Annotated in this window: 8 protein-coding genes and 1 pseudogene; 4 read left to right on the top strand and 5 right to left on the bottom strand. The window is 65.9% G+C overall.

Annotated elements, in window-relative coordinates; all coding sequences use genetic code 11:
* Positions 1-142: 142 nt before the first annotated feature.
* On the bottom strand, positions 143-937 hold the full coding sequence (locus VB716_RS05445; RefSeq protein WP_197157818.1) for an FUSC family protein: 795 nt from the start codon (positions 935-937) through the stop codon (positions 143-145).
* Between the two features lie 202 nt (positions 938-1,139).
* Between VB716_RS05445 and VB716_RS05450 the strand changes: the two genes are divergently transcribed.
* Entirely contained in the window at positions 1,140-2,081 is a 942-nt protein-coding gene (locus tag VB716_RS05450; RefSeq protein WP_323269953.1) for a DUF389 domain-containing protein, read from the top strand.
* 34 nt (positions 2,082-2,115) lie between these two features.
* On the opposite strand, the gene VB716_RS05455 is transcribed toward VB716_RS05450, so the two are convergent.
* A complete protein-coding gene (locus VB716_RS05455) occupies positions 2,116-2,718 on the bottom strand; it encodes a hypothetical protein (RefSeq protein WP_323269954.1) in 603 nt (200 codons plus the stop codon).
* A gap of 30 nt (positions 2,719-2,748) precedes the next feature.
* Between VB716_RS05455 and VB716_RS05460 the strand changes: the two genes are divergently transcribed.
* From VB716_RS05460 to VB716_RS05465, 3 genes and pseudogenes are all read left to right on the top strand, one after another.
* Entirely contained in the window at positions 2,749-3,354 is a 606-nt protein-coding gene (locus VB716_RS05460; protein ID WP_197157824.1) for an HD domain-containing protein, read from the top strand.
* A gap of 24 nt (positions 3,355-3,378) precedes the next feature.
* A pseudogene (locus VB716_RS17435) lies at positions 3,379-3,615 on the top strand (2Fe-2S iron-sulfur cluster-binding protein); the annotation flags it as partial.
* Positions 3,616-3,892: 277 nt separating this feature from the next.
* Positions 3,893-4,405, top strand: coding sequence for an adenylate/guanylate cyclase domain-containing protein (locus VB716_RS05465; RefSeq protein WP_323269957.1), 513 nt, complete (start codon positions 3,893-3,895; stop codon positions 4,403-4,405).
* Here the strand turns inward: VB716_RS05465 and uvrA are convergent.
* From uvrA to VB716_RS05480, 3 genes are all read right to left on the bottom strand, one after another.
* Entirely contained in the window at positions 4,342-7,344 is a 3,003-nt protein-coding gene (uvrA, locus tag VB716_RS05470; protein ID WP_323269955.1) for an excinuclease ABC subunit UvrA, read from the bottom strand. The genes VB716_RS05465 and uvrA overlap by 64 nt on opposite strands.
* A gap of 76 nt (positions 7,345-7,420) precedes the next feature.
* A complete protein-coding gene (locus VB716_RS05475; RefSeq protein ID WP_322757931.1) occupies positions 7,421-8,005 on the bottom strand; it encodes an alpha/beta hydrolase in 585 nt (194 codons plus the stop codon).
* Positions 8,006-8,031: 26 nt separating this feature from the next.
* On the bottom strand, positions 8,032-8,934 hold a 903-nt coding region (locus VB716_RS05480; protein ID WP_323269956.1), incomplete at its 5' end, for an oxidoreductase.

An 8,934-nucleotide genomic window follows, 5' to 3' on the forward strand; every position in this document is an offset into this window, starting at 1 on the left:
GTGAGGGCCCCCAGCGCCAGGAACAGCCCCTCGGGCAGGCGCAGGAAGGCGGCGGCGGCCATCAGCAGCGCCAGCACGCTGCCGTTGCGGAGGATCAGCGCCAGGGGCGCGGGCGAGGACGACGAGGGGGAGGAGGCCATGCTCAGGCCAGCTCCGGGAAGGTGCCGTAGCGCCCCAGGGCCTCCCGGCAGGCCCGTTCATCCAGGGTCTTGAGCACCGTGGGGCCGCGCAGCATGGCCACGGCGTGGCGCAGGGCGATCTCGAGGCAGTCGTGGCGATCGCGGTAGGAGGGGGACTGCAGCAGGGCCGCCTCGCTGCCCCGCAGAACCTCCGAGCGGACCGCCCGGTGCTCCGCATAGCTGGCGATCAGGGACTCGGCCGAGCAAACCTGGCGGCCGGCCAGCAGATCGTGCAGCCGCTGCACCAGAGCCCGTTCGCTGGTGATCAGGCGCTGCAGCGGCGCATCCGGCCAGAACAGACGCTCCACGGCCATACCGATCCCGAGGCCCAGGGCATGCCAGAGGGTGCGATCGAAGACATAGCGGAACCCCATGGCCCCGTAGGCGGGCACACCGAGCAGGAGCACCACCATCACCCCCGCGTTCACAAGGGTGGCGCTGCTGAAGCCGCAGCGCCGACCGATCCGATGAATCAGCACGTAGGCCACCCCCATGGCGAGCCAGTCGCGGAAGGCGAGCATCACCAGGAACACCACCACCCCGCCGAAGGCCGTGCCAAGCAGCCGTGCCTGGGCCGCCTGCAGGGAGGCATCCCGGCTGGGCAGCAGGCTGCGCACGGCTCCGTACACCAGATAGAAGCCCTGTTCGGCCGCTACCGCAGGCCCGGACCAGAGGTAGAGGGCAGTGGCGAGAAAACCGGCGAACCCCACCAGAAGGGCGTTTCTGGTCTGCTGCGGGGAGAGGGAGCGCAACGGCATCTTGCTGTGGTCAGGAGTGGATCATCCCGACCACACTGCGAAACAGAAACTCAGCGGCTTCGTGACACTTCCCCCACGCGCTCTGAAGTTCCTCGGAGGCCTTCGCCGAAGCCGGAACACCCCAGCAGAGCCGCCGATCAGCCATGACTCCCTGCAGGAAGACAGGGTGGAATCCTCCTTTCCAAGCCTGTCGTTCTTTGTATTGCTGATCACGTCCACGATCATTGCAACACTGGGGCTTCTGGTCGACAGCCCGGCTGTGGTGATCGGGGCCATGATCGTGGCTCCGTTGATGAATCCGATCCTGAGTTGTGCCTTCGGGATCAGCACCTCCGACGGGATCCTCATTCAACGCTCCCTGGTCACGATTCTGCTGGGCAGTGCCACGGTGATGCTTCTGGCCTGGGCTCTGGATGAAGCGGTGCCGGCCACGATCCTCAGCCAGGAAATCATCGCCCGCACCACACCCAACATCGTGGATCTCGGCATCGCACTGGCGGCCGGTGCCGCCGGCGCCTTCTCCCTGACCAGGCCCAAGATCGCCAATTCCATCGCAGGCGTCGCGATCGCCGTGGCTCTGGTCCCTCCCCTGTGTGTCGCCGGAATCGGCCTCGGCCTGCGGGACGACATCGGCGTCTCGGTGGAAACCGTCGTGCCCATCGGGATCGGCAATCAGGTCACGACGGGAGCCCTGCTGCTCTTCTGCGCCAACCTGATCGGCATCACCGTGGCCGCATCCCTCGTCTTTCTGTGGCAGCGGTACGGCTACTGGCGACGGGCGGGGGTGAGCCTGGTGTCTCTGGGGATCCTGCTGGCCGTGGTGAGCGGGCCCTTGAGTGGAGCGATGGGGGAATTCATCCTGGAGAAAAGGATCGACAGCCAGATCGCGAAACTGTGGGAGCGGTATCCCCACTACCGCGAAGTGATTCAGCTCAAGAATCTGAGCGTCCAGACAAATTCCAAAGGGGTGAAGGTCGACTTCCAGCTCTATGCCCCATCCAGCCTGCTCGATGATCAGATCCTGGATCAGCTGCACGGGGAATTGAGTCAGGTGCTGGAGAAGAGTGGCCTCGGCACAGTCACCACCACGATCCGGCATGTCCCCACGGAAGTGAGGAGCTACCGCAGCACGCTCGCCCCCTGAACTCCCCAGTTACCGCACACCGCACCGGAAGGCGTCAACCCACGACCCAGGCACGGAACAGCACGGGAGATTCACTGTTGGGGGGCGTGGGCCCCTGGAGGAAGGGCGGCACGGAATGAAAGTCCAGGCCCGTGGGCGGAGTGAGGAAGCCGGCGTGGAACACGTTCGAGTAGGTGCCATCCGCCAGGGCGAACTGGATGCCGCTCTGGGTCAGCTGGGGATCGCTCTTCCGCCCCTCCGGCAAGCGCCGGGGCTCGTAGCGCACGAGGTTGTCGCCGGTGTAGGGGGCATTACCGGGGATGGAGGTGCCAGCGGGCACCAGCCCGGTGATCCGGTCCCCGTTGCGCTGGCCACGGATGCGCAGAATTTCGTGGAAGCCATCCCCGTCGGGGTCCCGATCGGTGAGGAAGCGGCCCTGGGCCCGGATGCGTTCGCCATTGCCACTACCTGTACTTGTGCCGGTGCCGCGGTAACGCCACCGCCAGCGGAGGGGTTCGTCGGCCTGTCGATGGGACATGGGGAACTGGCTCCGGAAGCGGGCATCCGCGTGCCTGGATCCCTGGATGGTGGCACCGGAGCGTCCGAACGCCATGGGACTGTTCACGGCTCCCTCCACCCGGTGGGAGGCCTGCTCCATAGGGTGAGGATGAGGGTACTTCCGCAGACCATGGAGCCAACGCCGCAGGGCGAGCGCATGCGGTTCCACCGCATGGACGAGATGAGCCCGGACGATTTCCGGCTGCTGCGCACGGTGCATGAGCAGAACCTGCTGCAGCTCCCGGATCTGCTGCTCGATCTGCTGGAGAGGCTGGGCGGGGACGAGGCCTATCCCGTGGATCGCCGCACCCATTCCCTGCAGGCGGCGACCCGGGCCCTGCGGGACGGCCGCGACGAGGAAACCGTGGTGGTGGCCCTGCTGCACGACGTGGGGGAGGCACTCGGCCCCCTCAATCACGGTGAGGTGATCGCCGCCATCCTCAAGCCGTTCATCCGGGAGGAGAACCACTGGATGCTCGCCCACCATCCGGTGTTCCAGACCTACTTCTACGGCAGCCAGGTGGGCATCGACCCGAACGGCCGGGAGGCCTACCGGGAGAGCCCGCACTTCGCCTACACCGCTGAATTCTGCGCCCTGTACGACGAGGTCTCATTCGATCCGGACTATCCCCAAGAACCAATCGAGACCTTCATTCCGATGGTCCGCCGCGTTCTGCGCAGACCGTGGGATCCCCCGGCGCCGGAGCCAGAGACAAGAGGAGGAGAGTTGAACTAGAATTGCTAAAACACTCTATCGCGCATGGAGATCAACTGGGCATGCGCTCAGCTGAGCACTCCCTGGCATCACCCGGACAAGACGCTGCTCGATATCGCGATCGAATCCGATATCGAAATGGTTTCGGCATGCGGAGGAAAAACCATCTGCAGCTCCTGCAAGGTTGAGGTTCTCGAAGGGCTGGATTATCTGGAGCCAAGAACCCCTGAGGAAGCACGCATTGCCGAGCGCCTCCACTGGCCGGATAACATACGGCTGGGCTGTGCGACGAGATTTCGCGACAGAGGAAAGGTGAAGATCAAGCGACTGATCAAACCTCCCGGGGAGAGGAAAGCGGAAAAACGAAAAGCCAAACAGGGGGGGGTTAGGCGTTGTTCGATCCCTGGCGATCCTGTTCGTGGATCTCAAAGGATTCACCCCCCTTTCAGAAAGCATTCCCGCGTTCGACTTGGTGTATATCCTGAATCGCTATTTCACGGCACTGAAGGAGGAGATTGTCTAAAACCATGGAACGATCAACCTCTGGGTTGGCGACGAACTGAGCTGTGTATTCGGCATCCAGGAAACCGATTCAGGATCCTATTGCGAAGATGCTGTGAAAACCGCCTTTGCAATCCGCAAAAGAATCCTCGTGCTCTCCGAAGCACTCCGAAAGGAATTCAATCGCTCTGTTGACGTTGGCATCGGCATCCATTACGGACCCACCGTCGTGGAGAACACTGGCCCGGTAGACGACCTGCGCTTCGGGCTTGTGGGTGATTGCGTGAATATCGCCAGCCGAATTGAGCGCAAGACCAGGGATTTCAATTGCGACATCCTGATCAGACAGGCCGTCTGGGACAACCTCACGGAATCCCGCGATCTAATCCAGGAAAAACATGAGGTGCCCCTCAAGGGCGTCAGCCAGACGATGACGGTCTATCCCGCTCGTATCCCTGTCAGACACGCAGGCATCACAGGCGAATCCAACCGCCAGGCAGCCAACGATCAAGCAGCCACCTCCACAGGGGGATGCTGCTCCAGCACCTGCTTGAGGTACCGGCCGGTGTGACTGGTGGGATGTTCCGCCACCTCCTCCGGGGTGCCGCAGACCACGATCTCACCGCCCTTGTCGCCCCCTTCAGGCCCGAGGTCGATGATCCAGTCGGCACAGCGGATCACATCGAGGTTGTGCTCGATCACCAGGATTGAATTGCCCTTGTCCACCAGCCGCTGCATCACGTCCATCAGCTTGTGCACGTCGTAGAAGCTCAGGCCAGTGGTGGGTTCATCGATCAGATAGAGCGTTTTCCCGGTGGCACGTTTGGAGAGCTCGGTGGCGAGCTTCACCCGCTGCGCTTCCCCACCAGAGAGGGTGGGCGCCGGCTGGCCGAGCTTGATGTAGCCCAGACCCACATCCACCAGGGTGCGCAATCGATCCGCCGCCTGGGGGATGGCGGAGAACACATCGGCAGCCTGCTCCACCGTCATCTGCAGCACATCGGCGATGGTGAAGCCCTTGTAGGTCACCTGCAGGGTCTCGCGGTTGTAGCGCGCCCCCTTGCAGACGTCGCACTGCACATACACATCCGGCAGGAAGTTCATCTCGATCACATTGACGCCCTGCCCACTGCAGGCCTCGCAGCGCCCACCTTTGACGTTGAAGCTGAACTGACCCACCTGGTAGCCCCGCGCCTTGGCCTCCACCGTGGCCGCGAACACCTGGCGGATCGGATCAAACGCGCCGGTATAGGTGGCTGGATTGGACCGGGGCGTGCGACCGATCGGGCTCTGGTCGATCACGATCACCTTGTCGATCGACTTCATCCCCTTCAGCGACTCCAGCCCCGAGGGGAAAGGCACCTTCAGGCCGAGCTTGTGCTCCAAGGCCGGATGGAGCAGCTCATTGACCAGGGTGCTCTTGCCGCTGCCGCTCACACCGGTCACGCACACCAGCCGCCCCAGTGGGATCTCAACGCTGATGTCGTCCAGGTTGTTGCGGCGGCAGTTCACCAGGGTGAGCTGGCGGGTGCAGGCCTGGCGGCGCTCCGCGGGGGTGGGAATCGAGCGCCTGCCGCTGAGGTAGGCGCCGGTGAGTGAATCCTCCGCCGCCAGCAGCTGCTCAAGACCTCCCTCGGACACGATGCGGCCGCCGTGCACCCCGGCGCCGGGACCGATGTCCACCACATAGTCGGCGGCGCGGATCGTGTCCTCGTCGTGTTCCACCACGATCAGGGTGTTGCCCAGATCCCGCAGCTTCAGCAGGGTGGCCAGCAGGCGATCGTTGTCCCGCTGGTGCAGGCCGATGCTCGGCTCATCCAGCACGTAGAGCACGCCGGTGAGGCCGGCACCGATCTGGGTGGCGAGGCGGATGCGCTGGGCCTCCCCGCCCGAAAGGGTCATGGCCGGGCGGTCGAGGCTGAGGTAGTCGAGCCCCACATCGAGCAGGAACTTGAGGCGCATGCGAATCTCCCGCAGCACCAGGTCGCCGATCTGGATCTGGCGGGGGCTGAGCAGCGGCGGCGCCCCGGCACTGGCCCCCACCCCCATCAGCGCCTCGATCCGGGCCAGGCTCTCGCCCACGCTGGTGCTGGTGAGCTCGTGGATCCGGTACGGACCCACCCGCACCGCCAGGGCCTCGGGCCGCAGCCGCAGCCCCTGGCAGGTGGAGCAGGGCACCAGTTCGAGGTACTTCTCCAGTTTCTGCCGCACCGCCTCACCGCTGGCATCGCGCAGCTGCCGCTCCAGGATCGGCAGGATGCCCTCGAAGGGACGCTCGTAGGTCTGGCTCTTGCGGTAGCGGCTGTCGGCCTGGATCGGGATCGGCTCGCTGCTGCCATGCAGCAGCACCTGGCGCTGCTCCTGGCTGAGTTCGCTCCAGGGCAGCTTGATCTCGAAACCGAAGGCCTCCCCCACCGAATAGAGCAGCGAGAAGTAGTAGGAGCTGTCTTTGTCGCTCCACGGGGCGATCGCCGCATAGACCGGCAGCGACGGATCCGGCACCACCCGATCCTCGGTGAACTGGCGCAGGTGGCCGAGGCCATGACAATCCGGACAGGCGCCATAGGGGCTGTTGAAGGAGAACAGCCGCGGCGAGAGCTCCTCCATCACGGCGCCATGCACCGGGCAGGCGAAGTTCTCCGAATAGAGGCGCTCCCGCTCCAGCCCCTCCGGCAGCTCCTCGCCGGTCTTGGGCACCACCTCCACCAGGGCCAGACCGTCGCCGCGCTTCAGGGCCGTGCGCAGCGAATCGGTGAGCCGCTCCTGGATGCCATCGCGGGCCACGAGCCGGTCGACCACCACCTCGATGTGGTGGGCGTGGTTCTTGTCGAGCTCGATGTTGTCGGCCAGTTCGCGCACCTCGCCGTTGATCCGCACCCGCGCGAAGCCTTCTGCCACCAGGCCCCCCAGCAGCTTCACGTGGGTGCCCTTCTTGCCCCGCACCACCGGCGCCAGCAGCTGGTAGCGGGTGCCCTCGGGAAGGGTGAGGATCTGGTCGACCATCTCGTCGATGGTCTGGGGCCGGATCGAGCGGTCGCACTGGGGGCAGTGGGGCTCACCAGCCCGACCGAACAACAGGCGCAGATAGTCCTGGATCTCGGTCACCGTGCCCACGGTGGAGCGGGGATTGTGGCTGGTGGATTTCTGATCGATCGAGATCGCCGGCGAGAGCCCCTCGATCGCATCCACATCCGGCTTGTCCACCTGGCCGAGGAACTGGCGCGCGTAGGCCGAGAGGCTCTCGACGTAGCGGCGCTGCCCTTCGGCGAAGATCGTGTCGAAGGCCAGCGAGCTCTTGCCGCTGCCGCTCACGCCGGTGAACACCACCAGGCGATTGCGCGGAATCGTGAGATCGACGTTCTTGAGGTTGTGCTGCCTGGCGCCCCGCACCCGGATCACATCCTCAAGGCTGCCGCCGTTAAGGGTGAGGGCAGCCTCGCTGGCACTGGTGGCGCCGTTCGGGGCCGCTGCTGTTGCCGCGGGGCTGGCAGAGGCTGTGGCGCGGGGCATGCGGCGGCCTGGTGAACGGTGGATTCTAGGCGCGCTGGCCTGACCCATTCAGTGATCCAGCACCCTCCTGGCCCGGCTAGGGGGCGGTGCCATTGCCGGCAGCACCGCTCTGGCCGCCCAGATCCGTTTCCAAAAAGCCGCGCACCACATCGGTGACCGAGTTGAGTCGGTTGAAGGCAATCTTCAGCTCCGGCAAGCTCACGGCCAGATCCTGGTTGGGATAGGCCTGCAGGAAGCCGAGCGGCGACAGGCTGCCGTCCCCCTTCTCCAGCCCCAGGATCGTGGCGGCCCGCAGGGCCGGAACCGCCACGCCCGGTGCCTTGAGGGGGAAGACGATCCGGGCGACCCGGTTGAGGGCCGCCTCGCCGATGCGGGTGCCGAGCAGACGGCTGGTGAGCACCAGGGGCAGGCGGATCTGGACATTCAGGAGCTTGGCCAGCTCAGCCGGGTTCTGCCGTCCCAGCCGCAGCACATCCCCCAGCAGGCCTCGCGCTTCGCCGGTTTCCGCCAGATGGGCCAGATCCGCCACCGGAATCGAGCGGCGGAAGGCCCCGCTGACGAACACCACCTGCTCGGCCGCATAGGCGGCGGGCGGTGCCAGCGCAGGCAACAGCAGCAGACCGGCAGCCAGAGGGGCAGCAAGGGAACGAAGACGCGGCACCACGACACCCAGGAGCTGCGGCCAACTTAGGCAGGGCTCACTGCAGTGCCCACTGCCGACATCCGGGTGGCCAGCGCCGGGCTGGCGGCAGCGCAGAGCGCTTCACTGCACTCCCACAGCCGGCGGCGCTGCTGGCCATCGAGGGCGGCCGGGGCAACCCGCACCGCCGCGGGCCAGCCCCGCAGACCACCCCATTGATCGGGGCCGTAATGGCCGCCACCCTCCGCCTGCGGGGCCGTGGCGGCAAACAGCTGGGGCAAAGCCCCCATGGCGGCGCTCTGGAAGAGGGGATCCATCAACCGGTAGGCCAGGGCCTCGAAGCGGGCACCGCTGGCCTCCACCGAAGCGGGCTGAAGATTGGTGCGGGCCAGGCCGGGGTGGGCCGCGAAGGAGCGCACCGTGCTGCCGGCCTGCTCCAGACGCTGCTGCAGCTCCAGGGCGAACATCACGTTGGCGAGTTTGCTCTGGCCGTAGGCGCGCCAGCGGTCGTAGGAGCGCTCCGCCTGCAGATCATCGAAGGCGATGCGGCCGAAGTACTGGGCACCGGAGGTGACCGTGACCACGCGGGCATCGGGCTGGCCCTCGAGCAGAGGCAGCAGGGCCAGGGTGAGGGCGAAATGACCCAGGTGGTTGGTGGCGAACTGCAGTTCGAACCCATCACGGCTGAGGGTGCGGGGCGGCGCCATCACACCGGCGTTGTTGATCAGCAGATCAAACCGGCCGTACTGCTCCTCCATCCAACCGGCCGCGGCGACCACCTGCGCCAGATCGGCCAGGTCCAGCTCCAGCAGATCAAGCGGCCCACGGGCCGCCGGCAGCAAGGCCTGGCGAGCCTCCTCGCCGCGGCGCCGGTTGCGGCAGGCCAGCACCACGGTGGCGCCATGGTGGGCCAGGGCCCGGGCGGTTTCCAGGCCCAGGCCGCTGTTGGC

The sequence above is a fragment of the Synechococcus sp. CCY9201 genome, from assembly GCF_034931105.1.
GTDB lineage: Bacteria > Cyanobacteriota > Cyanobacteriia > PCC-6307 > Cyanobiaceae > CBW1002.

Excerpts from the sequence above, each read along its gene's own strand:
- VB716_RS05445 (WP_197157818.1), bottom strand. The coding sequence starts at position 937 with ATGCCGTTGCGCTCCCTCTCCCCGCAGCAGACCAGAAACGCCCTTCTG.
- VB716_RS05455 (WP_323269954.1), bottom strand. The coding sequence starts at position 2,718 with ATGGAGCAGGCCTCCCACCGGGTGGAGGGAGCCGTGAACAGTCCCATG.
- VB716_RS05460 (WP_197157824.1), top strand. The coding sequence starts at position 2,749 with ATGGAGCCAACGCCGCAGGGCGAGCGCATGCGGTTCCACCGCATGGAC.
- uvrA (WP_323269955.1), bottom strand. The coding sequence starts at position 7,344 with ATGCCCCGCGCCACAGCCTCTGCCAGCCCCGCGGCAACAGCAGCGGCC.